Below are 26,035 nucleotides of genomic sequence, written 5' to 3'. Positions count from 1 at the left end.
GTGGGCCAGGCAGCGGGTTTTCTGTGGGAGTTCGTCAAATCGCCGACCACGACCGCTGCGGTCGGTCCCAGTTCCCGGTCGTTGGCCGAGCAGATGGTCGCGCCGGTCCCGCACTCGGGCGACCCGGTGGTCGTCGAGCTCGGGCCGGGGACCGGCGCGTTCACCGAGGCGATCCAGCGCCGCCTGGGCGGCCGCGGGCGGCACCTGGCGCTGGAGCTCAACCCGAGGTGGGCGGCGGAGCTGGGGGAGCGGTTCCCGGCGGTGGAGTCGGTGTGCGCGAACGCCCGGGAGCTGCCGGAGTTGCTGCGGGAGCGGGGTTTGCGGGCCGACGTCGTGGTCAGCGGGCTGCCGTGGGTGGCGCACGCGCCGGTGGCCGGGGTGCCGCTGATCCGGCTGGTCGCCGAGTCGCTGGCGCCCGGCGGCGCGTACACGCAGTTCGCCTACACCTGGACGCGGTGGGCCCCGCCGGCTCGCCGGCAGCTCGCGGACCTGCGGGCCGAGTTCGAGGAGACGGTGATCAGCCGGACGGTCTGGCGCAACCTGCCGCCCGCGGTGGCCTACCTGGCCCGGCGGCCGCGGCGGTCGAGCTGATCGTGACCGCGCGGCGGCGGTGCGTTACGTTCCAAGGGTGTCTGATGCGGTAGTAGCCGGGTTCGGCGAGGTTCCGCTGCTCGTCGAGCTGGGCACTGCGCTGCTGCTGTCCAGCCTGGTCGGGCTGGAGCGGGAGGTCCGGGCCAAGAGCGCCGGGCTGCGCACGCACGCCCTGGTCGGCGTCGGAGCGGCGCTGTTCGTGCTGGTGTCCAAGTACGGCTTCGGTGACCTGCTGGCCTTCGACAGGGTCTCGTTCGACCCGTCGCGGGTGGCGGCGCAGGTGGTCTCGGGCATCGGGTTCATCGGCGGCGGGTTGATCTTCGTGCGCCGGGACGCGGTGCGCGGCCTGACGACCGCGGCCACGGTGTGGCTGGTCGCCGCGATCGGCATGGCCTGCGGCAGCGGCCTGGTGCTGCTGGCAGCGGCGGCGACGGCGGTGCACTTCCTCGTGGCGCTGGGCTATCCGCGGCTGTTGCGGTTGATGCGCAAGTCGTTGCGGGAGCCGCAGGTGCTGCGCGTCGGCTACCTCGACGGGTACGGCGTGCTGCGGAGCGTGCTGACGCTGTGCACCAGCCGCGGGTGGACGGTGATGGACCTGGAGGTCGAGCGCGAGGACACCGACGACGAGCGGCAGCGGACGGTGATGGTCGCGCTGCGGCTGCGCGGGAAGGTGCCGGCAGCCGCGCTGGTCGAGGAGATCAGCGCGCTGCCGGGCGTGCTGCACACCGCGGTCGGGGAGTCCTTCGAACCAGGCTTCTAGCGACTTGCGTCTTTGAAGCGGCGCAGCCGCTTGGCCCACCCTCGCAACTTGCACCGCCGTGGGTTCACGGTGCCCACCCCTCCGGGGTTCTCCCAGCGAGGACAGCCTCGACGTGGTGAATTGGTCATTCATGAGTCGGGGATCCCACAGCGGGAAGGCCCCTGAGGTGCCGCTACCCGCACCGCTACGCAAGACGAGCCCAACGAATGCTGGTCATTCCTTCGCGCTGTTGCGGACTTCTTCCATGTCGAGTTCGCGGGCCTGGCGGATGAGGTCTTCGAAGACGTTCTCCGGCAGGGCGCCGGGCTGCTGGAAGACCAGGACGTTGTCGCGGACGATCGCCAGCGTCGGGATGGAGCGGACTTCGAAGGCCCCGGCGAGTTGCGGCTGGGCTTCGGTGTCCACCTTGGCGAAGACGATGTCGTCGTGCTTCTCGGCGCTGCGCTCGAAGACCGGCGCGAACATCTTGCACGGGCCGCACCAGTCGGCCCAGAAGTCGATGATCACGAACTCGTTGCCGGAGACGACCTCGTCGAAGTTCTCGGTGGTCAGCTCGACCGTTGCCATGTGCTTTCCCTCCTGGGCGGTTGCGGGCGTACCGGGGCAACGCGGCTTGGCCGCCTGTGCATTCCCCGGAGAGTGTGTCGCATCCGCCACCCCCGGTCACGGAACGCCGAGGGCGCGGGCGACGAGGCTGGCGAGGTGGACTGGTTCGGCGTCGGTGGTCTGGCGGAGCTGGGTCCGGCAGCTGAAGCCGTCGGCCACGATCTCGGTGCCGGAGCCGGCCGCTCGCACGGCCGGGAGCAGGACCTGTTCGGCGCAGGCGATCGACACGTCGTAGTGGCCGCGTTCGAAGCCGAAGTTGCCCGCCAGGCCGCAGCAGCCGGAGTCCAGCACTCGCGCGCGGGTTCCCGTGGCGTCCAATGCGGCCTGATCGGCGGCGAAGCCGAGTTCGGCGTGCTGGTGGCAGTGGACCTGCACCAGCGCCTCCGGCCCGGTCTCCCGCTGCCACCGCGCGCGGGTCGGCTCGACCTGCTCGGCGAAGGTCGTGGTCGCGGCGGCCAGCGCGGCGACGTCTGGGTCGTGCGGCGCGAGTTCGAGCGCATCGTTGCGCAGGAACGCCGTGCAGCTGGGTTCGAGGCCGACCACCGGCAGGCCGCGGTCCAGCTGCGGGCGGAGCAGGCGTGCGGTGCGGCGGGTCACGGCGCGGGCGATGCGAAGCTGCCCGGTCGAATGCCAGGTGAGTCCACAGCAGACCGGTTCGCGCGGCATTTCCACGGCGTGTCCGAGCGCTTCGAGCGCCGCGACGGCGTCGCGGCCGATGTGCGGGTCGAAGTGGTTGGTGAAGGTGTCCGGGAACAGCACTACGCGAGTGGTGGGATCGGCGATCGTGCGCCGACCGGACCACCACGCCTGTAGTGTCCGCGCGGCCAGCTGCGGCACCTCGCGCCGCGCGTCGATCCCGCCGAGCCGTTTGATCGCGGGCGCCAGCGGGCCGGTCAGCACCCGGTTGGCCAGCCGGGGCGCGCGGTGCCCGGCGGCCAGCCACAACGGCAGGAAACCCATCGAGTAGTGCGCGGCCGGGCGGATGCGGCGCCGGTAGTGGTGGTGCAGGAACTCGGCCTTGTAGGTAGCCATGTCGACATCGACCGGGCAGTCAGACTTGCAGCCCTTGCACGACAGGCACAGGTCCAGCGCGTCCCGGACCTCCGGCGAGCGCCAGCCGCGGCGGACGACGCGGCCGGCCAGCATCTCGAACAGCAGGTGCGCCCTACCACGGGTGGAGTGCTTCTCCTCCTTCGTCACGCGGTAGCTGGGGCACATCACCCCACCTGTGGTGTTCAGGCATTTGCCCATCCCGACGCAGCGGCGGGTCGCGGCGGCGAGATCGCCGGAGTCGGCGTGCAGCGCCAGCTCGGTCCGGTCGGGCAGCCGGGGCGGGGCCACCAGCAGCCGCAGGTCGGCGTCGACCGGGCGCGGGCGCACGATCTGGCCCGGGTTGAGCAGGTCGTCCGGGTCGAAGGCGCCCTTGAACCGCTCGAAAGCCTTGATCACCTCGGGCGGGTACATCCTGGCCAGCAGCGCCGACCGGGCCCGGCCGTCGCCGTGCTCCCCGGAGACCGAGCCGCCGTGGGCGACGACCAGGTCCGCGGCGGCCTCCAGGAAGTCCCGGTACTCGGTCGCGCCGGGCGAGGACAGCAGGTCGAAGTCGATGCGGACGTGGATGCAGCCGTCGCCGTAGTGGCCGTAGGTCACCCCGCGGCGGCCGTAGGAGGCCAGCAGCGCGTCGAATTCCCGCAGGTAGGAGCCCAGCCGCTCGGGCGGAACCGCGGCGTCCTCCCAGCCGGACCACCGCTCGGAGCCGGCCATCCGCGTCGAGTACCCGGAGCCCTCCTCGCGGATCTTCCACAGCGCCGCCATCCGCGCCGGAGCGGTGTGGATCACGCTCTCCGCGCGCTCGCCCATCGCCGCCGCGATGCGTCGCGCCGCCGCCTCGGCCTCGCCCTGATCGTCGCCACCGGATTCGACCAGCAGCCAGCTGCGCCCGCCGGGCAGCAGCGGCAGCGCGGGGGAGGCCGGGTTGCGCTGGCGCACGACGTCGACGAGTTCCGCGCTGAGCCCCTCGATGGCCAGGGCGTCCAGCCCGCGCAGCCGGGGAACTTCGTCGGCGGCGGCGTAGGTGTCGGGGAAGCCGAGCACCGTCATCGCCCGGACCGGCGGCGAGGGCACCAGCTGGACCGTCGCGCCCAGCACCACGGCGCAACTGCCCTCGGTGCCGACCAGCGCCCTGGCCAGGTGGAACCCGCTCTCAGGCAGCAGCTGGTCCAGGTTGTAGCCGGACACCCGCCGGGTGAGGTCCGGGAACGAGCGCCGGACCAGGTCGCCGGCGTCGTCGCGCAGCGCCCGGAGCTCCTGGTAGAGCCGCCCGGTCCGGTCGCCGCGCGAGCACAACCGGTCGAGCTCGGCCGGCGTGGTCTCGCCGACCTGCAGGCGGGTGCCGTCGGCGAGCAGCACGTCCAGCGAATGCACGTTGTCGACGGTCTTCCCCCAGGCCACCGAGTGCGTGCCGCAGGCGTTGTTGCCGATCATGCCGCCGAGCGTGCAGCGGCTGTGCGTGGACGGATCCGGCCCGAAGGTGAGGCCGTGACCGGCGACGGCGGCGCGCAGCGAGTCGAGCACGACGCCCGGCTGTACGCGGGCCAGCCGGCGCTCGGGGTCGACGTCCAGGATCCGGTTGAGGTGCCGGGAGAAGTCGAGCACCAGGCCGGGGCCTACGGCGTTCCCGGCGATGCTGGTGCCCGCGCCGCGTCCGGTGACCGGCACGCCGTGCCGCCGGGCGACGGCGACCGTCGCGGCCACGTCGTCCTCGGTGCGCGGGAACACGACGCCGACCGGCACCTGGCGGTAGTTGGAGGCGTCGGTCGAGTACATCGCGCGGGTGCCGGGGTCGAAGCGGGCCGGGCCGGAGAGCTCGCCGCGCAGTTCGGCGGCCAGGACGTCGGCTGAGGTTGCCATGCAAGCGCCTCCCGGGTTGCTGATCGGGCCGGTCCTCGTTCGGTCGTGCGCAAGTCGGAGATCCCGGAGTCCGGGCGGTGACCGCGAATCCCGCGAGGTTCCGCCACCCGCACCGGGGCCTCGACGTTTCCCTAGCGCAGTGTGCCTGCTCTCGTCGCTGTAGGGGGACCACGACATGGCGCAGTTTTTTCTGTATGGAGGCGATGAGCGGCCGTGGGTGACGAGCGGATAATGTCGCGACTGAAACGAATCTTGCGGCATTGTTCGAGGGGAGATCCACAGTGGCACGGTCCGTTCTGGTGACCGGCGGCAACCGCGGCATCGGGTTGGCCATCGCGAAGGCCTTCCAGGCCGCAGGGGACAAGGTCGCGGTCACGCACCGCGGATCGGGTGCCCCGGAGGGGCTGTTCGGCGTCCAGTGCGACGTCACCGACCCGGATCAGGTGACCGCGGCCTTCGACGAGGTCGAGGCCGCGCACGGCCGGGTCGAGGTGCTGGTGGCCAACGCGGGCATCACCGACGACACGCTGCTGCTGCGGATGAGCGAGGACCAGTTCGGCCGGGTCATCGACGCCAACCTGGCCGGTTCCTACCGGGTGGCCAAGCGGGCGGCGAGCAGCATGCTGCGCCTCCGCCGGGGCCGGATGATCTTCATCTCGTCGGTGGTCGGGCTCTCCGGCGGGGCCGGGCAGGCCAACTACGCGGCGAGCAAGGCGGGCCTGGTGGGCCTGGCCCGCTCGATCGCCCGCGAGCTCGGTTCGCGCAGCATCACGGCCAACGTGGTGGCGCCCGGCTTCGTCACCACGGACATGACCGACGCGCTGTCCGAGGAGCGGAAGAAGGAGATCTTCGGCCAGATCCCGCTGGCCCGGTTCGCCGCCGCCGAGGAGGTCGCGGGCACCGTGGAGTGGCTGGCCTCCGACGCCGCGGCCTACATCACCGGCGCGGTGATCCCGGTCGACGGCGGCCTCGGGATGGGCCACTGAGCCCGGCCCCCTACGGTCGAACACTGTGGACGGACGCAGTGGACGATCCGGTCTTCTCGCGCCCGGCGGCGGCGCCCGGCGGTAGTCGCAGGTGCCCAGGCGCCTCACGAAAGCATTGCGGAGGAAATACGTGAGCGGATTGCTCGAAGGCAAGCGGATTCTGGTCACCGGTGTGATCACCGACGCGTCGATCGCGTTCCACGCGGCCAAGGTCGCGCAGGAGCAGGGCGCCGAGGTGGTGCTCACCGGATTCGGCCGGATGAGCCTGGTGCAGCGCATCGCGGGCCGGCTGCCCAAGCCCGCGCCGGTGCTGGAGCTGGACGTGACCAACGCCGAGCACCTCGACAGCCTCGCCGACCGGGTGCGCGAGCACGTCGACGGGCTCGACGGCGTGCTGCACTCCATCGGCTTCGCCCCGGCGTCCTGCCTGGGCGGGGACTTCCTGGCCGCGCCGTGGTCGGACGTCTCGACGGCGCTGGAGGTCTCAGCGTACTCGTTCAAGTCGCTGAGCACCGCGACGCTGCCGCTGCTGTCCGAGGGCGCCTCGATCGTCGGCATGGACTTCGACGCCCGCGTCGCCTGGCCCGCCTACGACTGGATGGGCGTGGCCAAGGCCGCGCTGGAGTCGACCTCCCGCTACCTGGCGCGCGAGCTGGGGCCGAAGGGCGTCCGCGTCAACCTGGTCTCGGCCGGTCCGGTGCGGACGATGGCAGCCAAGTCGATCCCGGGCTTCGCCGACCTGGAGGCCGGCTGGGGCGACCGCGCGCCGCTGGGTTGGGACGTCAACGACCCGACGCCGGTGGCCAAGTCGGTCTGCGCGGTGCTGTCGGACTGGCTGCCCGCGACCACCGGCTCGATGATCATGGTCGACGGCGGCGTGCACGCCCTCGGCATCTGAGGCTGTCGCGGCCCGCAGCCGGTGCCCCCGGCTGCGGGCGCTCACCGTTCGGCGGCATCATGGTCGGGTGAGCTTTGATGCGTTGCTGTTCCTGTCGTTCGGTGGGCCCGAAGGCCCGGATGAGGTCCGGCCGTTCCTGGAGAACGTGACCAGAGGCAGGGGAGTGCCGCCGGAACGCCTCGACGAGGTCGCCGAGCACTACCACCACTTCGGCGGGGTGTCGCCGATCAACCGGCTCAACAAGGACATCATGTCCGCGCTGGAGGCCGAGCTCGCCGAGCAGGGCCGGCGGCTGCCGGTGTACTTCGGGAACCGGAACTGGCACCCGATGGTCGAGGACACCGTCGCGAAGATGGCCGACGACGGGGTGCGCCGTGCGCTGGTGTTCGCCACGTCCGCGTGGGGCGGTTACTCGGGTTGCAAGCAGTACCACGAGGACATCGCGCGGGCCCGCGCCGCGGTCGGCGACCGGGCGCCGGAACTGGTGAAGATCCGGCAGTTCTTCGACCACCCGCTGTTCATCGAGGCCAACGCCGACGCGGTCCGCCGCGCGTTCGCCAAGCTGGACCCGGCGCAGCGCGAGCAGGCGCGGCTGGTGTTCACCGCGCACTCGATCCCGCTGAAGGCCGACGCGCAGGACGGGCCGGACGGCCGCCCGCAGTGGTACTCCCGCCAGGTTGCGGAGGCGTCGCGGCTGGTCGCGGAGGCGGCCGGGGTGGACGCCTACGACCTGGTGTGGCAGTCGCGGTCGGGCCCGCCGCAGGTGCCGTGGCTGGAGCCGGACATCTGCGACCACCTCGACGACCTGCACGCCAAGGGCGTCCAGGCGGTCGTGGTCAGCCCGATCGGCTTCGTCTCCGACCACCTCGAGGTGATCTGGGACCTGGACAACGAGGCCGCGGAGAAGACCGCCGAGCTGGGCATGGGCTTCGCCCGCGCGGCGACGGCGGGGCCGGACCCGCGCTTCGCGAAGCTGATCGTCGAGCTGATCGCGGAGCACACCGACGGGGCCGAGCCCCGCAAGCTCTCCGAGCTGCCGGCGGCGGGCTCCAGCACCAACGGAGAACCCTGCGCCCCGGGCTGCTGACGCCCGGACCTGGCGAAACGATGGGGGTCACCTTCAGGCGAAGGTGACCCCCATCGTCTTGTTCAGGACTTTTCCGCGTGGTCGCCGAGGACGCGGACCATTTCGGCGACCGACGCGCGGCGGGCCGCCCGGACCGCGTCGAACAGCGGGCGCAGGGCCTCTGTGCGGCCGCGGATCGCCGAGGCGGACAGGGCGCCGCCGGGAGCGTCGTCGGTGGCGACCCACAGGATCGCTTCCACCTCGGTGGCTCGCTGCAGGATGCGCAGGGTGCGCTGCGGCACGCCCTCGGGCCATGGCGGCACCGGGCGGGCGGAGATGGTCTGGGCGATCTCCTCGCGGACTCCGGGCCGGTGCTTGGCGACGCCGAGGTCGATCAGCGCGGTGGCCGCTTCGCGCATCGCCGAGGCCATGCCGTGCTCGGCCTCGCCGATCGGCAGGTGCTCGGCCGGCGGCAGGTCCCCGATGCCGAACACCGTCCAGCGCAGGATTCCTTCTGCGATGCGCTGGGGGACCAGGCCGATCCCGGCCTGCGGCAGCACGACGGCCTCGCCGCCGCGCATGGCCAGCTTCGCGAACGGGCTCGCACCGCCGAGACCGCGGGCATCACCGGGCACCGGCAGCACCAGCTGGCCGTCGCCGGCGCCGGCTTTGCGCAGCGCGGCCAGCAGCAGCGCCGGACCGGCCGGGGTCTCCTGGGGGCCGGGGAGGTCCAGCCGCGCGGCCAGTTCCTCGTCGGCGGCGAGCACTTCTTGCGACTCGGCCCAGGTCTGCAGGGCATCGAGCACGTCGTCCGAGGCGGCTGCACCGTGCAGCCAGGCGGACGTCCAGACAACCATCGTGGCGCTTGGGCAAGGCACGTCGAGAGAGGGTACGGACCGGATCCGGGTCGTGTCGTCCCGGGGGCCGCGACTGTGATCTGCGCTTCGGCGGCGCGCCGCCGACCACGTTGTCCCCGATCGGATTAACGTGACGTCCCGTGCGTTCGGTCAACTACGGCAAGGACATCCTCGCGGGCCCGCGGCGGCGGAAGGTGCCCGAGATCCCCGCCGAACCCGGCCTGGTCGTCGAGGACCCGGCCAGCGGGTTCTGCGGCGCGGTGCTGCGGGTGGAGAAGGACACCGTCGTGCTGGAGGACCGGCACGGCAAGCAGCGGCTGTTCCCGATGCGGCCGGCCGCGTTCCTGTTCGAGGGGAAGCCGGCGACGCTGGTGCCGGTGCGCGGCGGCGCGCCCGCGAAGCCGAAGCGGTCGGCGTCCGGTTCGGTGCGCGTCGAAGGACTGCGGGCGCGCACCGCGCGCGGCAGCCGGATCTGGGTGGAGGGGCGGCACGACGCCGAGCTCGTCGAGCGGATCTGGGGGCACGACCTGCGGGTGGAGGGCGTGGTCGTGGAGCCGCTGCACGGCGTCGACGACCTGCCCGGGCTGCTGGCGGAGTTCGCGCCCGAGCCGGGGCGGCGGGTCGGCGTGCTGGTGGACCACCTGGTGCCCGGCAGCAAGGAGTCCCGCCTCGTCGAGGGCATCGACGACCCGGACGTGCTGATCACCGGCCACCCGTTCGTCGACATCTGGGAGGCGGTCAAGCCCCAGGTGCTGGGCATCCCCGGCTGGCCGCGGGTGCCGCGCGGGACGGACTGGAAGCAGGGCGTCTGCGCCGAGCTGGGCTGGGGCGAACCGGCCGACGGGTGGCGGCGGGTCCTGTCGTCGGTGTCGGGCTTCCGGGACGTCGAGACGCCGTTGCTCGGCGCGGTCGAGCGGCTCATCGACTTCGTCACCGAGCCGAGCTGAGCTGAGCGTGGCCGACGACATCACGCGTTGATCACGTCAGGAGATTCGTCCATTCCGCTCTCGCGGCGTCTGTCACCATGGGTGACATGACGCCCGCACTGCTTTGGCTCATCGCCGGGGTACTGCTGATCGGTGCCGAGGTGCTTTCCGGGGAATTCGTCCTGGTGATGCTCGGCGCCGCGGCGCTGGGTGCCGCCGGCGCTTCGGCGCTGGGTGCGCCGCTGCCGGTGGACGCGGTGGTGTTCGCGGTGCTGGGACTGGGGTTGATCTTCGTGGCGCGGCCCGCGTTGAAGCGCCGGCTGCGACTGCCGCACGAGCTCAAGACCAATGTGGACGCCCTGGTCGGCAAGCACGCGCTGGTGGAATCCACTGTGGACGCGCATGGTGGTCAGGTGCGCATCGAGGGGGCGCTGTGGTCGGCGCGGGCGTTCGACGAAACCCAGGTTATCGAGGCGGGCCAGACGGTCACCGTGATGGAGATCGCGGGCGCGACCGCCGTCGTGTGGGCCGAGCCGTGAGGAGATTGATGTACGCATGACCGGACTGATCGTGCTAGTGGTCGTGGTGCTGCTGGTGCTGATCATCGCCGTCAAGTCGGTGATGGTCGTGCCGCAGGCCCAGTCGGCGGTGATCGAACGGCTCGGGAAGTTCCGGTCGGTGGCCGAGCCGGGGCTGAACTTCCTGGTGCCGTTCTTCGACCGGGTGCGGGCCCGGATCGACCTGCGCGAGCAGGTCGTCTCGTTCCCGCCGCAGCCGGTGATCACCCAGGACAACCTGACGGTGTCCATCGACACCGTGGTGTACTTCCAGGTCACCGACTCGCGCTCCGCGGTGTACGAGATCTCCAACTACATCATCGCGGTGGAGCAGCTGACGACCACGACGCTGCGCAACGTGGTCGGCGCGATGAGCCTGGAGGAGACGCTGACCTCGCGGGACGCGATCAACACGCAGCTGCGCGGGGTGCTGGACCAGGAGACCGGGCGCTGGGGCATCCGGGTCGCGCGGGTCGAGCTCAAGGCGATCGACCCGCCGCCGTCCATCCAGGACTCGATGGAGAAGCAGATGCGCGCCGACCGGGAGAAGCGCGCGATGATCCTCAACGCCGAGGGTGCGCGGGAGTCGGCGATCAAGACCGCCGAGGGCCAGAAGCAGGCCTCGATCCTCGCGGCCGAGGGGCAGAAGCAGGCGGCGATCCTGGCCGCCGAGGCGGACCGCCAGTCCAGCATCCTGCGGGCGCAGGGCGAGCGGGCCAGCCGGTACCTGCAGGCGCAGGGCCAGGCGAAGGCGATCGAGAAGGTCTTCGCGGCCGTCAAGCGCGGCAAGCCGACGCCGGAGCTGCTGGCCTACCAGTACCTGCAGACGCTGCCGCAGATGGCGCAGGGCGACGCGAACAAGGTGTGGCTGGTGCCCAGCGAGTTCGGCAAGTCCCTGGAGGGCTTCGCGCGGATGCTCGGCGCGCCCGGCGAGGACGGCGTGTTCCGCTACGAGCCGCCGAAGGAGGAGCCGCCGACCGGCGCGCCGGAAGAGGAGGAGGACTCGGTCAAGTCCTGGTTCGACACCTCGACCACGCCGGAGGTCGCGGAGGCGGTCCGGGCGGCCGAGGCGGTGGCCCGCAAGGAGGTGCCCAGCGCGACGGACTTGGGCACCCGTGCGCTGCCGGAGCAGCAGGGCTGAGCTGAAAACCAGCAGAAGGGCCCGGCGGAACGTGGTTTCCGCCGGGCCCTTCTCGTCGTCCTGGCCGTCAGCTGCCCGCGTAGGTCCCGAAGCTCCAGGTGTTGCCTTCCGGGTCGCGGACGACGAAGTCCCGCGAGCCGTAGTCCTGATCGGACGGTTCGAGGACGACCTCCGCCCCGGCCGCGACGGCGCGTTCGAACAGCGCGTCGGGATCGTCGGTGACCACGTAGGCGGTGCCCGAGCCCCGCGGCTTGGCGAACGGGCTCGCCTGGTCGCAGGTGCCGAACATGATGCCGCCGCCGTGCGGCCAGCCGAGTTCCACGTGCACGATCTCGCCGTCGTCGCCGGGCACGATCAGGGTTTCCTCGAAGCCGAAGGCCTCGACCAGGAAGCGGATGGCGGCCTTCTTGTCGGTGTAGGGGATCAGCGGCCAGATGCCGGTTCGCGTCGCATTCGTCGTCATGGCCTCAGGATGCGTCGGCGAGGTGCGTCGCGCCTTGGACGAATGGAAGCTCCTCGGCCATCCACCGCGACGGCGGCACGCCGGTGAACTCCAGCCAGTCGCGGTTGAAGTGGGCCTGGTCGGAGTAGCCGCAGTCGGCGGCGACGTCGGCGAGACTGCCGCGAACCCCGCTGATCAACCGGCCGCGCGCCTGTTCGAGCCGCATCACCCGGCTGATCAGCTTGGGTGGCAGGCCGAACTCGCGGCGGAACCGCGAGCCGAGGTGCTGGCGGCTCCAGCCGACGTCGGCGGCCAGGGACGCGACGGGTGCGTGCCCGTGCGTCTCGGTCATCCGCCGCCAGATCCAGTCGAGCTCGGGGGAGGGGAGGGTGGCCGGGGCGGCGAGCCGGGCGAGCGCGTCGTTGAGGAGGGCGAAGCGATCGCTCCAGGTGGTCGCGGAGCGCAGCCGCTCGACGAGCTCGTCGGTGGCGGCCGCGCCCAGCAGGGCGGCGAGGTCGATGCCGGTGTCGACGAGTTCCCCGGCGGGCATGCCCAGCAGCGCGCGGGCGCCCAGCGGCGTCAGGCCCAGCTGGATGCCGTGCTGCAGCTCGCCGTGCGTGATCCGGGTCGGTTTGCGGTGCAGCCCGCCGACGAGGGCGGTGTAGGACTGCGCCGGTCCCGAATCGGGGGCGATGTCGACCGTTTCGTCCAGGGTGAGGATCACGGTCAGGCTCCGCGACGGCAGGCCGCGGTGCACGCCGGGCGCCGAGCGGATGCGGTACCCCGCCATGTCGGTGATCAGCGGTCGCAGGTGGGGCGGCGGCGTCGCCTTGACGTACTGCGTCTCAGCCACGCCCCGCAGACTAGACGTCGGGACTGACGCCCGCGTTGCCCGACTCGACGGCGACACCGGATCGCGCCGCGGTGGCCGCCATCGTCGTGTAGGGGAGCGTGAAGCCGCCCCCGATCTCGTCGATGGCGGTCCCGACGGCGTCAAGCACCTCCGCCAGCTCGCCCGGCGGGAGCCCGGTGAGGCCACCGGTGGTGCGCAGCAGGTTCAGCCATTCCTCGCGGGTGTAGCGCTGCTCCCAGTCGAATCGCCACTGCTCCGGCTCGTCGAACGCGCCCGCCTGCCGGATCCCGTCGGCGGCCCGGGCGAACATCGCCTGGTGGACGTCCAGAGCGGGTCGGGCGCGGACGTCCAAGGGCGAGTCCGGCGCCACCCGCCGGTAGGCCGCGGCGAAGGCCTCCGCCACCGGGGCAGGGGGCTCGAAGACGTGCGCGAACACCGCCAGCCGGCCGCCAGGCCGAAGCACCCGCGCGGCCTTGGCGGCGCCCGCGACCGGGTCCACCCAGTGCCAGGCCTGACCGGCGACGACCGCGTCGAAGGTCCGGCCGGCGGGGTCCCACGCCTCGAACGTCGCCACCTCGACCTCGACGCCGGTTCGCCGGGCGAACTCGGCCATCCGCGCGTCGGGGTCGACGCCGAGCACGGCGCAGCAGGCCGCCTGGAACTGGCGGGCTTCGATGCCGGTGCCGCAGCCGACGTCGAGGACGGCGCGGCCGGGGCTGGCAGCGACGATCCGCTCGACCAAGGCGTCGGGATAGCGGGGCCGGGCCTGGTCGTAGCGCTCGGGGTCCACGCCGAACGACTCCGCCATCTTCCGGGCTCGATGCGGCTCGGGACGAGCCGGGGACAACTCCCCGGACGGTATAGTGGGCATGTGCCCACCCTAGTGGGCGCATGCCCACTAGGGCAACGGGGTCATCGAGGTGCGGAGGGATTGCGCGGTGCCGACCGGGGTGCACATTCGTGACGCGCGACAGCAGCTGTTCGACGCCGCCGAGCGCGTCCTGATGCGGGACGGACCGAGCGCGCTGACAAGCAGGGCGGTCACCGACGAGGCGGGATGCGCCAAGGGCGTCCTGCACCGGCACTTCGCCGACTTCGACGCCTTCCTCGCCGAGCTCGTGCGAGATCGCACCGCCCGGATCGAGTCCCAGGCCACCGGCCTCCGCGCCGCAGCCGGGACCGGCACCGTCGCGGGCAACCTCACCGGTGCGCTGACCGACCTGTTCGACTCGGTCGCGGTGGCGATCGTCGGCCTCATCGTCTTCCGGGACGAGCTCCGCGCCCGGCTGCGCCGGACCGGGCCCGCCCACGGCGTCCCGCTCCTGGCGGAAGCCGGCGCCATGATCGCCTCCTACCTCGCCGACGAGCGCGAGCTGGGCCGCATCGCCGCCGACGCGGACGTCGACTCGCTCGCGCTCTCGCTGATCGGGGCCGGGCACCTGCTGTTCGCCGGTGGGGCATCGCCGGATGCCGGAGTCGTCGACAAGGTCGTCACCGCGGTGATCGCCGATGTCGTGCAGCGACGCCTGCTGTGAACCGGTTCACAGGGGAGAGGTGATCTGCACGCGGTCGCTGTCGTCGTCGGAGAGGAACGAAGCGAGCTCCCGGCCCTGCTCGGCGACGGCGGTGCGGTCGGCCGGGGAGAAGCGGCGCAGCGGGGTGACGATCACGGTGTCGGCCTCGACGGTCCAGGTCGCGGCGACCCGGCCGTCGACCAGGACGAAGCGAGCGCCCGTGACCGACAGGCCGCGATGGGCGTCGTCGATGATCCGGCTGCGGTCGCCGTAGCCGAGGACCGCGTTGTCGAACGCCGGCAGGAACCGCACCGGGGCGGGTGCGTCGGGGTCGGGGCGCGGCGCGTCGGGCAGATCCAGCAGTTTCCGGCCTCGCTCGTCGCGGAGGACCACCAGCTCATCGCGCATCGCGGCCACCGCTGCGGGCAGTCCGGCGAGGCCGCACCAAGCGCGCAGGTCGGCCGACGAGGCCGGGCCGAACGCGGCCAGGTAACGCCGCACCAGCGCCTGTCCCACCGGGTCGGAGCCGTCCGAGGGCAGCGGGTCGATCTCGCGCCCCAGCCAGTGGGAGAACAGTGCATTGCGCACGCCTGCCTTCGCCCGCCAGAGCCCGCGCGGCGGCAGCTGCACCACCGGGATGAGGGCGGCGAGGAGCATTTCGCCCAGCGCCCGCAGTCCCGCCGCCGGCCAGCGCTCGGCGAGAGCCCGCGCCAGTTCGGGCATCGAGCGCGGCTCGCCGTCGGCCAGCACCGCCCGGCCCGCCGCCGCGAGCTCGTCGAGATCGACTCCATCGAGCTCGCGGCGGTAGGTCCCGAGAACCCGCTGGCGCAGCATGGCGTCGTAGCGGGCCCGCCAGGACAGCGCGTCTTCGGCGGTGACGAGGTGGACGGTGCGGCGCATGAGGTGGATCCGCACCACGCCCCGCCCCGTCAGCAGGTCCGAGAGCGCAGCCGGGGCGAACGCGCGCAGCCGGGACCAGAGTCCGACGAACGGTTCCTGCGGTTCTTGCGCCTGCAAGCCGCCGAGGTGGGCGACGGCGTCGAGAGCAGGCATGTCGGCGCGATCGAGCAGCAGCTGCCGGGCCAGCGTCGCGCGGTTGAGCGCCCGGGCGTCGAGGACGGTCATCGGGCCAGCACCTCGCCGATGATCCGGACTCGGTCGATCATGGTGCCTAGGCGGTGGCGGAGAACCCGCCCGCGCTCGCGCATCTTCACAGCGACGCAGTTCCTTTCGATTCCGTGCAAGCCCGATCTGGTCGCGATGCCGCCGGTCAGCTCGACGTCTGGCCGTCGAGCGTCTCGCGCAGGATGTCCGCGTGCCCAGCGTGCTGGGTGGTCTCGGCGATGACGTGCACCAGCACCCGGCGCACGCTGCGCACAGCTCCCGGCTCGTTCCAGGGTGCTTCCGGTAGCGGCTGCGTCGCCGACAGGTCGGGCACGGCGGCGATGATCTCCTCGCTGCGGGCGGCGACCTGCTCGTAGCGCTCGACGACCCCGGCCAGCGTTTCGCCGGGCAGCATCCGGAAGTCGTTCTGGTGGTCGATCGCCCACTGCGGGATCTCGCGTGCGGTACCGGCCGCCATGTCCGCCCAGGTGACACCGTCGGGCAGGTCGAAGCGCATCGCCGACGGCCCGTCGAGCACGAAACGCATCCACTGTTCCTCCATGGAAGCCACGTGCTTGATCAGCCCGCCCAGGCACAGCGCGCTGGCCGTCGGGCGCTCGCCGGCCTGCTCGTCGCTGAGCCCGCGCGTCGTGTTGGTCAGGGCGGATCGCGCGGTCGCGAGCGCGGTGAGCAGGTCGGCCCGCTCGCCGTCGAGGGTGGCGGTCACGTCCTTGCGGTTTTTCTCGTCGTTCATGAGACCACCCTCGCAGGAGAAGCGGTCAGGTTGTGGCCGCTTCTCGGGGCAGTATTGGTTCATGCCGAAGACATCCGCGCGACTGCTGTCGCTGCTCTCCCTGCTCCAGGCGCGCCGCGACTGGCCGGGGGCGCTGCTGGCCGAGCGGCTGGAGGTCAGCGAGCGGACCGTGCGCCGCGATGTCGACCGCTTGCGCGAGCTCGGGTATCCCGTGGTGGCGACCAAAGGTCCGGACGGCGGGTATCGGCTGGACGCGGGCGCGGAACTCCCGCCGCTGCTGTTCGACGACGAGCAGGCCATCGCCCTCGCCGTCGCGCTCCAGATCGCCGCCACCGCCGGCGTCGGGATCGAGGAAGCAGCGGCGCGCGCGCTGAACACCGTCCGGCAGGTCATGCCCGCACGACTGCGCCGCCGGATCGACACCTTCCAGATCACCGCCGTCGAGCGGCACGCGACCGCGCCGCCCCCGCAGGTCGACAGTGGCGTGCTCATGGCACTCAGCGCCGCCGTCCACGCCCGTGAGGTGTTGCGCTTCGACTACGAGCCCGTGTCCCCGTCGCGGATGGACAACGGCGGTGTGCCGCGCCGGGTGCAGCCGCACCACCTCGTCACCTGGGGCGGGCGCTGGTACCTCGTCGCCTGGGATCTCGACCGCGAGGACTGGCGCACCTTCCGCGCGGACCGGATCACTCCGCGCATCCCCACGGGACCCCGCTTCGTCCCGCGCGAACTGCCAGGAGGTGACGTGGCCGCCTTCGTCGCCGGCAGGTTCCGGGGCTTCGACGGCTCCGGCGACTGGCCCTGCCGCGGCGAGGTGATCCTCGACGTGCCCGCCGGCGCGGTGTCCCCCTACGTCCGGGACGGCGTGGTCGAAGAGCTCGGCCCGAACCGCTGCCGGCTCGTCCTCGGCTCCTGGTCGTGGCCCGGCCTGGCCGCCACCATCGGCAGGTTCGACGCGGACATCGAGGTCGTCGGGCCGACCGAGCTCAAGGACGCCTTCGCGCACCTCGCCCGCCGCTACGACGCCGCGGCGAGCGGACGGAACGGCTAGGGGAGCGCGGCCCACCGGTTGCCGTGGAATCCGGGTAACCGATATAACTGGTTACATGCCACTGAGCTGGAAGCTGGTCATCGACAGCACGAACGCACCCGTCCTCGCGGACTTCTGGGCCGAGGCCCTGGACTACGAGGTGGAAGACCCCAGCGCGCTCATCGAGCAGCTGCTGGCCGCCGGCCACATCGGCGAGGAGGCGGTCGTCGAGCATCGCGGCCGCAAGAACTTCCGCGGCTACGCCGCAGTCCGCCACCCCGAGGACCCGTTCGACGAGACCAGCGGCGTCGGCCGCGGCAGGCGACTGCTCTTCCAGGACGTGCCCGAGGGCAAAGCAGGCAAGAACCGCCTGCACATCGATGTCCACAGCGAGCACGGCGGCCGCGAGGAGCTGGTGGCCCGGCTGGAAGAGCTGGGGGCGACCCGCGTCCGCGAGGTCGACCAGGGGTCCGCCGGGCACTGGTGGATCATGCAGGACCCGGAAGGCAACGAGTTCTGCGTGGCGTAGACCTGCGTCGGGCCGAGCCGAGGCCCGGCCCGACGCAGTGATTTTATAATCACAATCATTTCAGTGTTGGTCGAAATTAATCCTCCAGTGGGCCGCCGAGCCCGCTGGCTCACCACTCAAAACGGCGTCAGACGTCCGAATCCGGGTCGAGGTAGGGGCCGCCTGCCACGCCGAACGCGCGGACCGTGCCCAGGAGGTGCTCGCGCAGCCGGGATTTGGCCAGCTCGGGGTCGCCGTCGCGGAGCGCGTCCGCGAGATGTGCGTGCTGCTGGGTGATGCGTGGGCGCACGGCGTGGGTGCGGGCCATGGCCGTGATCCGCATCTGCTTGTCGCGCAGGGCGTTGTAGAGGTCGGCGACCACGGGGTTGCCTGCCGAGGCCACCAGCGTCGCGTGGAACGCGCGGTCGGTCTCGTGCATCTCGGCGTCGCTGAGGTCGGCGGCGTCGCAGGCCGGGTGCGCGGCCAGTTGCTCGCCGACCTCGGTCATCGCCTCGCGGCTCTGCATGGCGAGCTTGTCGATGGCGAAGCTCTCCAGTGCCAGCCGGGCCTCGACGACGGCTCGTGCCTCGGTGGGGGTCACCGGCACGACCAGCGCGCCGCGCTTCGGGTACAGCCGCAGGAATCCTTCGGTCTGCAGCCGCAGGAACGCTTCGCGCACCGGGGTGCGCGACATCTGCAGCGCGTTCGCGACTTCGCCCTCGGACAGCAGCTCGCCGTCGGGGTAGCTGCCGTCCAGCAGGCCGGCCTTGACGTGGTGGTAGGCGCGGTCCGCGGCGGGGAGCTCGGCTGCGGCGGGAGTGGCGGAGGACACGGCTTCGCGTGGTGTTGTGCTCGACACGAGGTCATCGTACTTCCACCCAACTTGTATCTATGGTGAATACAAGATTTTCCAGGGGAGGAGTTTCCGGTGTCCGAGACCGTCATGACCGCGCCACCCGCCAGGGAGCAGGGTGATCGCCCCAGTTCGTCGAGGGTGGCGTGGCTGGTGTGGGGAGTCGGCGCGCTCTGCTACTGCGCGGCGCTTTTCCACCGCGCCAGCCTCGGCGTGGCGGCGCCGGAAGCGCTGCAGCGCTTCGAAACCGGACCCGCGGTCCTGGCGCTGTTCTCCGCGCTGCAGCTCGGTGTCTACCTGGTCCTGCAGGTGCCGTCGGGGTTGCTGGCCGACCGGCTCGGGCCCCGGAAGGTGATCACCGGCGGCATGGTCGCGATGGCCGTCGGGTCGGCGGTGTTCGCGCTCACCGGGTCGATCATCGGCGGGATCGCCGGCCGGATGCTCATCGGCTTCGGCGACGCGTTCATGTTCACCAACGTGCTGCGGCTGGCCGCGCACTGGTTCCCGCCGCACCGGTTCGGCAAGGTCGCGGCCCTGACCGGGCTGGCGGGCGGCCTGGGGCAGGTCGTCTCGACGCTGCCGCTGGGCCTCGCGCTGCACAGCGTGGGCTGGGTGCCGACGTTCCTCGGCGCGGCCGGGCTGACGGTCGTGCTCGCGGTGGTCGCGGGACTGGCGATCCGGGACCAACCCGCGAACGCCCGGCCGGAGCACGAAGCGCCCGAGTCGCCGGAGCGGGTCTGGCACACGTTGCGCCACGTGGTCGCGCAGCGCGGCACCAAGCATTCCTTCTGGGTGCACTTCGTGTTGATGTCCCAGTTCCTGGCGGTGACGACGTTGTGGGGTGGGCCGTGGCTGACGAAGTCGCAGGGGCACGGCCAGGCCGAGGTCGGTTCGCTGCTGATGCTCAGCGTGTTCGGGTTCATCGCGGGCTCGTGGTTCGCGGGCCAGTACATCTCCGGCCGCCCGCAGCGGCGCGACCGGTTCACCCTGGGCCTGTCCTCCGTCGTGGTGCTGGTGTGGGCGGTGCTGGTCGGCTGGCCGGGCACGTTGCCGATGCCGGTGCTGGTGGTGGCGCTGGTGCTCGTCGGTGTCGGCGGCGGCGGGGCCATGCTGGCCTTCGACGGGGCGCGGATGGCCAACGCGGCGCACCGTTCCGGGACCGCGTCGGGCGTGGTCAACATGGGCGGGTTCTTCGCGGCCGTGCTGGTCCAGCTGCTGGTGGGCGCGGTGCTGCAGGCGGTGTCGCAGCTGCCCGCGGCGCAGGCGTACCGCTGGGCGTTCGCCCCGGTGCTCGTGCTGATGGCGGTGGGCACCCTGGCGCAGTGGTTCCGGCGGCCGGTGAGGGCGGGCTGACTCGGCGCGCCGCCTACACACGCCCGGCTGGGGAGCTAGGGTCGGTGGGCGGACGTGGCACCGACCGGCCACCGACGGTCGGGCTCAGCGATGGAGGCCCTTCTTGACCGCGGCGCTGGAACTGCACAACTTCGTCGGCGGCGAGCCCGCCGGCACCCTGGCCGGAGAGACGTTGCCGCTGGTGGATCCGAGCACCGGCGAGGAGTACGGCACCGCTCCGCTGACGAGGTGGATGGATGTGGACGCGGTGATGGCGGTCGCCGCGTCGGCATTCGAGTCCTGGTCGCAAGCGACGCCTCGGCAGCGGCAGCAGGTGTTGCTGGACGTCGCCGACGCGATCGAGGATCGGGCCGACGAGCTGGTGGTCGCGGAGTGCCGCAACACCGGCAAGCCCTGGTCGGTGGTGCGCGATGACGAGCTGCCGTTGGCGGTGGACCTGATCCGCTTCTACGCGGGGGCCGCGCGGGTGCAGGAGGACGGGGCGGGCGGTGAGTACCAGCCGGGGCACACGTCGTTCTCGCGGCGGGAGCCGATCGGCGTGTGCGCGCAGGTCACGTCGTGGACGCATCCGTTGTTGCTGGCGGCGGCGAAGTTCGCGCCGGCGTTGGCGGCGGGGAACACCGTGGTGCTCAAGCCGGCCGAGACGACGCCGGTGAGCACGGCGTTGCTGGTGGAGATCGCGGGCGGTTTCCTGCCGGCCGGGGCGTTGAACCTGATCTGCGGGGATCGCGACAGCGGCCGGGCGATGGTGGCGCACGAGGTGCCCGGGATGTTCTCGATCACCGGCACGGTGCGGTCCGGGATGGAGGTCGCGGGTTCGGTGGCGGCCGATCTCAAGCGGGCGCACCTGCAGTTGGGCGGGAAGGCGCCGGCGGTGGTGTTCGACGATGCGGACGTGCCGCGGGCGGCGCGGCGGATCGCCGCGGCGGCCTTCGGGAACGCGGGGCAGAGCTGCACGGCGGCGAGCCGGGTGCTGGCAGGTCCGGAGGTGTTCGACGAGCTGGTGGCGGCGTTGGCGGAGTGGGCCGAGGCGATGCGGCCGGGGCCGCCGCAGGACCCGGATGCGGCGTTCGGGCCGTTGAACAGCCTGGGGCAGTTGGAGTTGGTGCAGGCGCATCTGGAGCGGCTGCCGGAGCACGCGCGGATCGTCGCGGGTGGGCGGCGCAAGGGGGAGCGGGGGTTCTTCCACGAGGCGACGGTGGTCGTCGGGGTGGAGCAGGACGACGAGCTGGTGCAGAACGAGGTGCTGGGGCCGGTGTTGACGGTGCAGCGCTTCGACAGCGAGCAGGAGGCCGTGGAGCTGGCCAACGGGGTGCGCTACGGGTTGGTGTCGAGCATCTGGACGCGTGATCACGCGCGGGCGATGCGGGTGTCGCGGCGGATGCAGGCCGGGACGGTGTGGATCAACACGCACCACCCGTTCGCGGCGGAGATGCCGCACAGCGGGTTCAAGCATTCGGCGTCGGCGCGGGACTTCGGCCGCTACGGGCTGGAGGAGTACAGCCGGATCAAGCACGTGATGTCGGCCTGGGACGACGAGTAGGGCCTGCGGAGGACTCGCGTGGGGTCCTGACCTGCAACATTCCAGGCCAAAACGGGCTCTGTGGCGGGCCGTCAGCCAGCGGAGCCGGTTTCCGGGGTGCGCATGGCGATGGCCAGCAGGGCGGCGGCCGGGCCGGTGAGCTGGAGTCCGGCGCGCCAGACCGCGTGCAGCGGTCGGTGCAGGTCGAGGCCCGTGGCGGGCACGTCGACGAGGCGTTGTTCGGCTAGGTCGGTGGCGACGGCGAGGACGCTGAGGACCGCGGGGCCGGCGCCGGCGACGACGGAGTTGCGCACGGCGGTGGTCGAGCGGAGTTCGAGCAGCGGGGTGACGGGCTCGGCGCCGACTCCGACGAGGGCGCGGTGGAGGGTTTCGCGGGTTCCGGAGCCGTGTTCGCGCACGATCAGCGGGGTGGCGGCGAGCTCGGTGGCGGTCAGGGGGCGGCGCAGCCTGGCCCAGGGGTGTTCGGGCGGGGCGACGACGACCATGCGGTCGCGGGTGACGAACCGGACCGAGACGCCTTCGGGGGGCACCGGGGTTTCGATGAAGCCGAGGTCGGCGTGGCCGTGGCGGACGGCTTCGGCGACGGCCAGGGAGTTGGCGACGTCGAGTTCGAGGGGCACGTCGGGGAGGGTGGCGCGGAGCCTGCTGATCCATCGGGGCGCGAGGTATTCGGCGATGGTCATGCTGGCGGCGACGCGGAGCTTGGCTTCGTGCTGGGCGCGCAGGGCGCGCACGCCGTTCATCAGGCCGTCGACGTGGGCGAGGACTTGCCTGGCCCAGTCGCAGACCATGGTTCCGGCGGGGGTGAGCGTGCAGCCCTGGCGGGTGCGTTCCACCAGCGGGAGGGCGAGCTGGCGCTCCAGCCTGCTGAGCCGCTTGCTGGCGGAGGGCTGGCTGATGCGCAGTTCGGCCGCGGCGGCTCCGATGCTGCCGAGTTCACCGACGAGGACCAGCAGCCGGAGCGATTCGGGGTCGGGCGGGGCCATGCCCCAAGGATAGGTCGCTGGCCTGGCGGTGTCGGTCGGACACCGGTTGCCGTGCTGGTGGGGCATGCACTTCGGCTATGACGTCCTGTGCAGATCACGGCTACTGCGCGGGTGGCCTGGTGGCGAGCCTGTAAGGGTGACGAAGACGTTCAGCTCGCAGCAGTCGGGTATCGGTGCGTTGTGGCCGGGGCTGGTGGTGACCGGCGCGGCGGTCGCGGTGTCCTTGGTGGTGTCCGGGCTGGTCCCGGCGGTGAGTGCGTTGACCGCTGCGGTGGTGCTGGGCATCGTGGCCGGGAACGTGCCGGGCTTTCCGGAGGCGACCCGGCCGGGCATCGCGTGGGCGACGAAGAAGCTGTTGCGCGTCGGGGTGGTGCTGCTGGGTTTGCAGCTGTCGGTTTCGCAGGTGCTGGGGCTCGGGGCGGGCACCGTGGTGGCGGTGTTGCTGATCGTGGGGCTGACGTTTCTGGGGACGTTGCTGATCGGCCGGCTGATGCGGGTGCCGCGCGGTTTGTCGGTGCTGGTGGCGACGGGGTTCTCGATCTGCGGTGCGTCGGCGGTGGCGGCGATGGAGAGCGTCGTCGAGCGCGAGGACGAGGACGTGGCCACGAGCGTGGCGATGGTGACGGTGTTCGGGACGATCACGATGCTGGCGTTGCCTGCGATGGCCGCTGGGATGGGGTTGTCGGCTGATGAGATCGGCCGGATCGCCGGTGGGAGCGTGCACGAGGTGGCGCAGGTGGTGGCGGCCGCGTCGCCGGCGGGCGGTGCGGCGGTGGCGGTCGCGGTGGTCGTCAAGCTGAGCAGGGTGGTGTTGCTGGCGCCGATGGTGACCGCGGTCAGCCTGGTGGAGCGCCGGCGTCGTGGTGCGGCCGGAGGTGAGCGTCCTCCGGTGATGCCGTTGTTCGTGTTCGGTTTCCTGGTCGCGGTGGCGGTGCGCAGCGTGGATGTGCTGCCGGTCGTGGTGCTCGATGGCGCGAAGCAGCTGACCACTCTGCTGCTGGCGGGTGCGTTGTTCGCGCTGGGTTTCGGGGTGCGGGTCAAGGCGTTGCTGCGCAACGGGCCGAAGGCCTTTGCGCTGGCGGCTTGTTCCACTCTGCTGGTGACGGCGCTGGGCTTCGCCACCATGTTGTCGCTGGCGTGATCGCGGTTTCAGGGGGTGTGCGGGCGGAGCCGGGGCTGGGTCTGCTCGTAGGCGCGGGCGGCGCGGAGGACCTTGGCGTCGGCGTGGCGGGGGCCGATGATCTGCAGGCCGATCGGCAGCCCGGCGGTGGTGTTCCCGCAGGGGACGCTGATGGCCGGTTGCTGGGTCATGTTGAACGGGTAGGTGAACGGGGTCCAACTGGTCCAGCGCGGGTGGGGGGAGCCGGGTGGGACTTCCAGGCCCGCTTCGAACGCCGGGATCGGCACGGTCGGGGTCAGCAGGAGGTCGTAGGTCTGGTGGAAGGCGCCCATGCGCTGGCCCAGCAGCATCCGGGTGTTGGTGGCTTCGAGGTAGTCCTGCGCGGAGTAGGTGAGGCCCTGCCGGCAGATCTCGTGCAGCCCGGGGTCGAGCAGTTCGCGTTGTTCGGGGGTGAGGTGTTCGACGGACTTGGCGGCACCGGCGAACCACAGCACGTGGAAGTCCTCGACGGGGTCGGTGATGCCGGGGTCGACCTGCTCGACGACGGCCCCGAGTTCTTCGAAGGCGCGGGCGGCGGCGGTGATCGCGCGGGCCACCTCGGGGTCGACGGGGGTGCCGAAGCCGAGGTCGAGGCTGATCGCGATGCGCAGGCCGCGCACTCCGGAGTCGAGTCCGTCCAGGAAGGACGCGCTCGGTGGTTCCAGCGCGGACCAGTCGCGGCTGTCCGGTTCGGACAGCACGTCGAGCATCAGCGCGGTCTCGGTGACCGTGCCGGTCATCGGTCCGGCGTGGGCGAGGGTGCCGTAGGGGCTGGCGGGGTAGTGCGGGATCCGGCCGTAGGTGGCTTTGAGGGCGACGATGCCGCAGAACGCGGCGGGGATGCGCACGGATCCGCCGCCGTCGGTGCCGATGGCCAGGGGCGCCATGCCCAGCGCGACAGCTGCTGCGGCGCCGCCGCTGGAGCCGCCGGCGGTGCGGGTGGGGTCCCACGGGTTGCGGGTGATGCCTTGCAGCGGGCTGTCGGTGACGCCCTTCCACGCCAGTTCCGGCGTGGTGGTCTTGCCGACGAACACGGCGTTGTGCTCGCGGAGGCGGGCGACGGAGGGTGCGTCGGCGGTCCACTGCTGGTGCGGGTCGATGGTTCGGGAGCCGCGCAGCGTCGGCCAGTGCTCGGTGAGGAAGATGTCCTTGATCGAGGTCGGCACGCCGTCGAGCCGCCCGGCGGGTTCGCCGCGGTGCCAGCGCTTTTCGGACGCCCTGGCCTGGTCCATCGCGCGGTCGGCGTCGACCAGGCAGTAGGCGTTGACGGCCGGGTCGGCGTCGGCGATGCGGCGCAGCGCGGCCTCGGTCGCCTCCACCGGGGACAGCTCGCCCGCGGCGTAGGCGGCGAGCAGTTCGGTGGCGGTGAGGTCGGCGACCGTGCGTTCGGCCGGGTGCGTGTTCGCCATCAGTGCTCCGTTCCGCTGATGTAACCCCGTTGCTTGTCGACCACGTTGCGCAGCTGCGTGCCGTCGGTGTAGCTGCGCAGGTTCTCGAGGAACAGGTCGACGAGTTCGTCGACCCAGCCGATGGTGTCGCCGGACATGTGCGGGGAGACGAGCACGTTGGGCATCTCCCACAGCGGCGAGGTCTCCGGCAGTGGTTCGGTGTCGAAGACGTCCAGGGCGGCGCCGCCCAGTTGCCCGGATCGCAGGGCGGCGATGAGGTCGGTTTCGACGACGAGTTCGCCGCGGCCGACGTTGATCAGCCGCGCGGTGGGCCGGCAGTGGGCGAGGACCTCGGCGTCGACGAGTCCCTTGGTCTGCTCGGTCAGCGGGGCGGCGAGCACGACGTAGTCGAAGGCGCAGATGACGTGGGCGAGGTCGCTGGAGGCGTGCACGTCGCCGAAGTCCGGGTCGCCGCTGCGCCCGACGCGTCCGGCGCCGGACACGGTGAGCCCGGCGGCGGTGAGCTGGCGGGCGATGGCGCGGCCGATCGGTCCGGTGCCCACGACGAGGGCGGATTTGCCCGCGACGCGTTCGGTCACGCGGTGCTGCCACTGCTTGCGGTCCTGCAGCCGCAGCGTGGTGTGCAGGTCCTTGGCGAAGGCGAGCACGGTGGCGAGCACGTATTCGGCCATCGGGCGGTCGAAGACGCCGCGGGAGTTGGTCAGCAGCACGTCGGAGTCCTGCAGAGCGGGGAACAGCAGGCGGTCGACTCCGGCGCTGGCGGCGTGCACCCAGCGGAGGGCGTCGGCGCGGGGCCAGGCGTCGGTGACGGCCTCGGAGCGGAAGGCCCAGACGAACAGCACGTCGGCGCCGGGCAGCGCGTCGGCCAGTTGGTCGGCGTCGGCGTAGCGCAGCTCGGCGTGGGCTTGGATGCGGGCCATTTCCGCCGGTGGGGTCCCGCCGTGGAGGACGACGACCGTGGGAGTGCGGTGGATCATGACCTGACCTTAGGTGCGGTGGGGCGTGGGGGCCGGGCAGCGATGATCGTCGGGCGCGCCGGGTTAAGAGTTCGTTTCGCCCGCGCTGAACGGGAAAACCGCGTCGGCACGGGGCATTGACACGCTATGAAGCGTTCGTAGGATTGTCAACAATCCACGGGTACCCTCGGCGACCGAGGCGATTCCCGACCACGCGCGGCGCGGCCGGGACCGGAGGAGATGAGTCAACAGTCCCCACTCCTGCGAACGGAA

Annotated in this window: 26 protein-coding genes; 14 read left to right on the top strand and 12 right to left on the bottom strand. The window is 72.0% G+C overall.

Going from position 1 to position 26,035, the window contains the following annotated elements; genetic code table 11:
• Positions 1-591: a methyltransferase domain-containing protein gene (locus AB0H93_RS26320; RefSeq protein WP_132486133.1), complete on the top strand. Its 591-nt coding sequence runs from the start codon at positions 1-3 to the stop codon at positions 589-591.
• 37 nt (positions 592-628) lie between these two features.
• A complete protein-coding gene (locus tag AB0H93_RS26315) occupies positions 629-1,351 on the top strand; it encodes an MgtC/SapB family protein (RefSeq protein ID WP_358575869.1) in 723 nt (240 codons plus the stop codon).
• Positions 1,352-1,564: 213 nt separating this feature from the next.
• Here the strand turns inward: AB0H93_RS26315 and trxA are convergent, their stop codons facing one another.
• Together trxA and AB0H93_RS26305 are read right to left on the bottom strand one after the other, a co-directional pair.
• Positions 1,565-1,918, bottom strand: coding sequence for a thioredoxin (gene trxA, locus AB0H93_RS26310; RefSeq protein WP_132486129.1), 354 nt, complete (start codon positions 1,916-1,918; stop codon positions 1,565-1,567).
• A 96-nt stretch (positions 1,919-2,014) separates the two neighbouring features.
• On the bottom strand, positions 2,015-4,867 hold the full coding sequence (locus AB0H93_RS26305; RefSeq protein WP_358575867.1) for an FAD-binding and (Fe-S)-binding domain-containing protein: 2,853 nt from the start codon (positions 4,865-4,867) through the stop codon (positions 2,015-2,017).
• 281 nt (positions 4,868-5,148) lie between these two features.
• On the opposite strand from AB0H93_RS26305, the gene fabG reads away from it, so the two are divergent.
• The 3 genes from fabG to AB0H93_RS26290 all read left to right on the top strand — a co-directional run bounded on the left by fabG (position 5,149) and on the right by AB0H93_RS26290 (position 7,838).
• Positions 5,149-5,853 carry a 3-oxoacyl-ACP reductase FabG gene (gene fabG, locus AB0H93_RS26300; protein ID WP_132486125.1) on the top strand — a complete coding sequence of 235 codons (705 nt, stop codon included), beginning with the start codon at positions 5,149-5,151 and terminating at the stop codon, positions 5,851-5,853.
• 130 nt (positions 5,854-5,983) lie between these two features.
• Positions 5,984-6,751 (top strand): enoyl-ACP reductase FabI, encoded by a 768-nt coding sequence (gene fabI, locus AB0H93_RS26295; protein ID WP_358575866.1) that lies wholly within the window; start codon positions 5,984-5,986, stop codon positions 6,749-6,751.
• 67 nt (positions 6,752-6,818) lie between these two features.
• A complete protein-coding gene (locus tag AB0H93_RS26290; protein WP_358575865.1) occupies positions 6,819-7,838 on the top strand; it encodes a ferrochelatase in 1,020 nt (339 codons plus the stop codon).
• A 62-nt stretch (positions 7,839-7,900) separates the two neighbouring features.
• Here AB0H93_RS26290 and AB0H93_RS26285 read toward each other — a convergent pair whose 3' ends face one another.
• Positions 7,901-8,674: a hypothetical protein gene (locus AB0H93_RS26285; RefSeq protein ID WP_358575863.1), complete on the bottom strand. Its 774-nt coding sequence runs from the start codon at positions 8,672-8,674 to the stop codon at positions 7,901-7,903.
• Positions 8,675-8,814: 140 nt separating this feature from the next.
• Here AB0H93_RS26285 and AB0H93_RS26280 point away from each other — a divergent pair, with 140 nt between their 5' ends.
• The 3 genes from AB0H93_RS26280 to AB0H93_RS26270 all read left to right on the top strand — a co-directional run bounded on the left by AB0H93_RS26280 (position 8,815) and on the right by AB0H93_RS26270 (position 11,298).
• Positions 8,815-9,621, top strand: coding sequence for a DUF3097 domain-containing protein (locus AB0H93_RS26280; protein ID WP_358575861.1), 807 nt, complete (start codon positions 8,815-8,817; stop codon positions 9,619-9,621).
• Between the two features lie 86 nt (positions 9,622-9,707).
• Positions 9,708-10,139, top strand: a complete 432-nt coding sequence (locus AB0H93_RS26275; RefSeq protein ID WP_358575860.1) for an NfeD family protein — start codon at positions 9,708-9,710, stop codon at positions 10,137-10,139.
• Positions 10,140-10,155: 16 nt separating this feature from the next.
• Positions 10,156-11,298 (top strand): SPFH domain-containing protein, encoded by a 1,143-nt coding sequence (locus tag AB0H93_RS26270; RefSeq protein ID WP_358575859.1) that lies wholly within the window; start codon positions 10,156-10,158, stop codon positions 11,296-11,298.
• Positions 11,299-11,365: 67 nt separating this feature from the next.
• Here AB0H93_RS26270 and AB0H93_RS26265 read toward each other — a convergent pair whose 3' ends face one another.
• The 3 genes from AB0H93_RS26265 to AB0H93_RS26255 are packed head-to-tail and all read right to left on the bottom strand — an operon-like array spanning position 11,366 to position 13,401.
• Positions 11,366-11,761: a VOC family protein gene (locus tag AB0H93_RS26265; protein ID WP_132486113.1), complete on the bottom strand. Its 396-nt coding sequence runs from the start codon at positions 11,759-11,761 to the stop codon at positions 11,366-11,368.
• A 4-nt stretch (positions 11,762-11,765) separates the two neighbouring features.
• Positions 11,766-12,593 carry a helix-turn-helix domain-containing protein gene (locus AB0H93_RS26260; RefSeq protein WP_358575857.1) on the bottom strand — a complete coding sequence of 276 codons (828 nt, stop codon included), beginning with the start codon at positions 12,591-12,593 and terminating at the stop codon, positions 11,766-11,768.
• Positions 12,594-12,603: 10 nt separating this feature from the next.
• Positions 12,604-13,401, bottom strand: a complete 798-nt coding sequence (locus AB0H93_RS26255) for a class I SAM-dependent methyltransferase (RefSeq protein WP_358575959.1) — start codon at positions 13,399-13,401, stop codon at positions 12,604-12,606.
• A 130-nt stretch (positions 13,402-13,531) separates the two neighbouring features.
• Here AB0H93_RS26255 and AB0H93_RS26250 point away from each other — a divergent pair, with 130 nt between their 5' ends.
• A complete protein-coding gene (locus AB0H93_RS26250) occupies positions 13,532-14,128 on the top strand; it encodes a TetR/AcrR family transcriptional regulator (protein ID WP_358575856.1) in 597 nt (198 codons plus the stop codon).
• Positions 14,129-14,134: 6 nt separating this feature from the next.
• Here the strand turns inward: AB0H93_RS26250 and AB0H93_RS26245 are convergent, their stop codons facing one another.
• A complete protein-coding gene (locus AB0H93_RS26245) occupies positions 14,135-15,232 on the bottom strand; it encodes a winged helix DNA-binding domain-containing protein (RefSeq protein ID WP_358575855.1) in 1,098 nt (365 codons plus the stop codon).
• Positions 15,233-15,377: 145 nt separating this feature from the next.
• Positions 15,378-15,965 carry a DinB family protein gene (locus tag AB0H93_RS26240; protein WP_358575853.1) on the bottom strand — a complete coding sequence of 196 codons (588 nt, stop codon included), beginning with the start codon at positions 15,963-15,965 and terminating at the stop codon, positions 15,378-15,380.
• Positions 15,966-16,026: 61 nt separating this feature from the next.
• On the opposite strand from AB0H93_RS26240, the gene AB0H93_RS26235 reads away from it, so the two are divergent.
• Both AB0H93_RS26235 and AB0H93_RS26230 read left to right on the top strand, forming a co-directional pair.
• Positions 16,027-17,016 (top strand): transcriptional regulator, encoded by a 990-nt coding sequence (locus AB0H93_RS26235; protein WP_358575851.1) that lies wholly within the window; start codon positions 16,027-16,029, stop codon positions 17,014-17,016.
• A 55-nt stretch (positions 17,017-17,071) separates the two neighbouring features.
• A complete protein-coding gene (locus AB0H93_RS26230) occupies positions 17,072-17,524 on the top strand; it encodes a VOC family protein (protein WP_358575850.1) in 453 nt (150 codons plus the stop codon).
• 127 nt (positions 17,525-17,651) lie between these two features.
• Here the strand turns inward: AB0H93_RS26230 and AB0H93_RS26225 are convergent, their stop codons facing one another.
• Positions 17,652-18,362, bottom strand: coding sequence for a GntR family transcriptional regulator (locus tag AB0H93_RS26225; protein WP_358575849.1), 711 nt, complete (start codon positions 18,360-18,362; stop codon positions 17,652-17,654).
• A 69-nt stretch (positions 18,363-18,431) separates the two neighbouring features.
• On the opposite strand from AB0H93_RS26225, the gene AB0H93_RS26220 reads away from it, so the two are divergent.
• Both AB0H93_RS26220 and AB0H93_RS26215 read left to right on the top strand, forming a co-directional pair.
• Positions 18,432-19,709 carry an MFS transporter gene (locus AB0H93_RS26220; protein WP_358575848.1) on the top strand — a complete coding sequence of 426 codons (1,278 nt, stop codon included), beginning with the start codon at positions 18,432-18,434 and terminating at the stop codon, positions 19,707-19,709.
• A gap of 103 nt (positions 19,710-19,812) precedes the next feature.
• Positions 19,813-21,252 (top strand): aldehyde dehydrogenase family protein, encoded by a 1,440-nt coding sequence (locus AB0H93_RS26215; RefSeq protein WP_358575847.1) that lies wholly within the window; start codon positions 19,813-19,815, stop codon positions 21,250-21,252.
• 71 nt (positions 21,253-21,323) lie between these two features.
• Here the strand turns inward: AB0H93_RS26215 and AB0H93_RS26210 are convergent, their stop codons facing one another.
• Complete coding sequence (locus AB0H93_RS26210; RefSeq protein ID WP_358575845.1) at positions 21,324-22,238, bottom strand: LysR family transcriptional regulator; 915 nt, start codon at positions 22,236-22,238, stop codon at positions 21,324-21,326.
• 136 nt (positions 22,239-22,374) lie between these two features.
• Between AB0H93_RS26210 and AB0H93_RS26205 the strand changes: the two genes are divergently transcribed.
• Positions 22,375-23,379 (top strand): putative sulfate exporter family transporter, encoded by a 1,005-nt coding sequence (locus AB0H93_RS26205; RefSeq protein ID WP_358575844.1) that lies wholly within the window; start codon positions 22,375-22,377, stop codon positions 23,377-23,379.
• Positions 23,380-23,387: 8 nt separating this feature from the next.
• Here the strand turns inward: AB0H93_RS26205 and AB0H93_RS26200 are convergent, their stop codons facing one another.
• The gene (locus AB0H93_RS26200) at positions 23,388-24,806 is read right to left on the bottom strand and encodes an amidase (RefSeq protein WP_358575843.1); all 1,419 of its coding nucleotides are present in this window, start codon (positions 24,804-24,806) and stop codon (positions 23,388-23,390) included.
• On the bottom strand, positions 24,806-25,783 hold the full coding sequence (locus AB0H93_RS26195) for a D-2-hydroxyacid dehydrogenase (RefSeq protein WP_358575842.1): 978 nt from the start codon (positions 25,781-25,783) through the stop codon (positions 24,806-24,808). The genes AB0H93_RS26200 and AB0H93_RS26195 overlap by 1 nt, the downstream gene beginning before the upstream one ends.
• Positions 25,784-26,035 lie beyond the last annotated feature (252 nt).

It is taken from the genome of Saccharopolyspora sp. NPDC050642, assembly GCF_040654735.1.
Lineage (GTDB): Bacteria > Actinomycetota > Actinomycetes > Mycobacteriales > Pseudonocardiaceae > Saccharopolyspora > Saccharopolyspora elongata.
The sequence above is the reverse complement of the archived record's forward strand: the minus strand, read 5'-3'. Positions and strand labels throughout refer to the sequence as shown.

Bases quoted from the DNA above. Each gene is read 5' to 3' on its own strand.
- AB0H93_RS26240 (WP_358575853.1), bottom strand. From the start codon at position 15,965: ATGAACGACGAGAAAAACCGCAAGGACGTGACCGCCACCCTCGACGGC.
- AB0H93_RS26200 (WP_358575843.1), bottom strand. From the start codon at position 24,806: ATGGCGAACACGCACCCGGCCGAACGCACGGTCGCCGACCTCACCGCC.
- AB0H93_RS26235 (WP_358575851.1), top strand. From the start codon at position 16,027: ATGCCGAAGACATCCGCGCGACTGCTGTCGCTGCTCTCCCTGCTCCAG.
- AB0H93_RS26275 (WP_358575860.1), top strand. From the start codon at position 9,708: ATGACGCCCGCACTGCTTTGGCTCATCGCCGGGGTACTGCTGATCGGT.
- AB0H93_RS26245 (WP_358575855.1), bottom strand. From the start codon at position 15,232: ATGACCGTCCTCGACGCCCGGGCGCTCAACCGCGCGACGCTGGCCCGG.
- AB0H93_RS26210 (WP_358575845.1), bottom strand. From the start codon at position 22,238: ATGGCCCCGCCCGACCCCGAATCGCTCCGGCTGCTGGTCCTCGTCGGT.
- AB0H93_RS26305 (WP_358575867.1), bottom strand. From the start codon at position 4,867: ATGGCAACCTCAGCCGACGTCCTGGCCGCCGAACTGCGCGGCGAGCTC.
- AB0H93_RS26195 (WP_358575842.1), bottom strand. From the start codon at position 25,783: ATGATCCACCGCACTCCCACGGTCGTCGTCCTCCACGGCGGGACCCCA.
- AB0H93_RS26230 (WP_358575850.1), top strand. From the start codon at position 17,072: ATGCCACTGAGCTGGAAGCTGGTCATCGACAGCACGAACGCACCCGTC.
- AB0H93_RS26255 (WP_358575959.1), bottom strand. From the start codon at position 13,401: ATGGCGGAGTCGTTCGGCGTGGACCCCGAGCGCTACGACCAGGCCCGG.
- AB0H93_RS26285 (WP_358575863.1), bottom strand. From the start codon at position 8,674: ATGGTTGTCTGGACGTCCGCCTGGCTGCACGGTGCAGCCGCCTCGGAC.
- AB0H93_RS26265 (WP_132486113.1), bottom strand. From the start codon at position 11,761: ATGACGACGAATGCGACGCGAACCGGCATCTGGCCGCTGATCCCCTAC.
- trxA (WP_132486129.1), bottom strand. From the start codon at position 1,918: ATGGCAACGGTCGAGCTGACCACCGAGAACTTCGACGAGGTCGTCTCC.
- AB0H93_RS26270 (WP_358575859.1), top strand. From the start codon at position 10,156: ATGACCGGACTGATCGTGCTAGTGGTCGTGGTGCTGCTGGTGCTGATC.